The organism is Roseateles sp. P5_B10 (genome assembly GCF_056400485.1).
In genome coordinates, this window is sequence record NZ_JBFULE010001259.1 from 1 (window position 1) to 1,036 (window position 1,036).

The following is a 1,036-nucleotide window of genomic DNA, read 5'->3' on the forward strand; positions in this document are numbered from 1 at the left end:
CGCCGGCACCGAGCGCGAGATCGTTATCCAGGAGTCGGTGTTCTCGCGCCACGGCGCTGATCGCGTGCTGCGCTACGCCTTCGAGCTGGCGCGCTCGCGCCAGCGCAAATCGCTCACCGTGGCCACCAAGAGCAACGGCATCGCCATCAGCATGCCCTGGTGGGATGCGCGCACCGACGAGATGGCGCGCCAGTACCCGGACGTGCAGGTCGACAAGCAGCACATCGACATCCTCTGCGCCCGCTTCGTGCTGCAGCCGCAGCGCTTCGATGTCGTCGCCGCGACCAATCTGTTCGGCGACATCCTAAGCGACCTCGGCCCGGCGACCACCGGCACCATCGGCCTGGCACCGAGCGCCAACCTCAACCCGGAACGCCAGTTCCCATCGCTGTTCGAGCCGGTGCACGGGTCGGCGCCCGACATCTACGGCCGCCGCATTGCCAACCCGATCGCCATGATCTGGTCGGGTGCGCTGATGCTCGACTTCCTGACGCAAGGGCAGGGCGCCGGCCGCGCAGCGCACGACGCCATCGTGCGCGCCATCGAGGACGTGATCCTGCGCGGGCCACGCACGCCCGACCTTGGCGGCGACGCCCATACCGAAGACGTCGRCCAGGCAAYTGCCAATCGAGTGAAGGAATTCTGAAATGCCGTTGACGATTCAACATGACGACCTGCTGCCCGGCCGCAACTTCATCGCGGGGCAATGGCGCGAGGCGCTGGAGGGCCAACGTTTCGGGGTGACCGACCCGGCGACCGACGCGGTGTTCGCCACCGTGCCGGACAGCGGTGCTCTCGACGCCGCTGCGGCGCTTGARGCGGCCCACGCGGCGTTTCTGATCTGGCGTGCGATGCCGGCCAAGCAAAGGGCGCAGATCCTCAATCGCTGGAACGCACTGATCCTCGCGCACCAGGATGACCTGGGCCGCCTGATCTCGCGTGAGCAGGGCAAACCGCTGGCCGAGGGGCGAGGGGAGGTCGCCTACGCTTCGAGTTATGTGGAATGGTTCGCTGCCGAAGCCACGCGTGCCAACGG

The 1,036-nt window shown here is 67.6% G+C and carries 2 protein-coding genes; both read left to right on the forward strand.

From position 1 onward, the window contains the following. Positions 1–646 (forward strand): isocitrate/isopropylmalate family dehydrogenase (locus tag AC1DU6_RS32570; protein WP_477862381.1); only part of this gene is annotated, 646 nt, incomplete at its 5' end. A gap of 1 nt (position 647) precedes the next feature. Beyond that, the coding region (locus tag AC1DU6_RS32575; RefSeq protein ID WP_477862383.1) for an aldehyde dehydrogenase family protein at positions 648–1,036 on the forward strand (389 nt) is incomplete at its 3' end.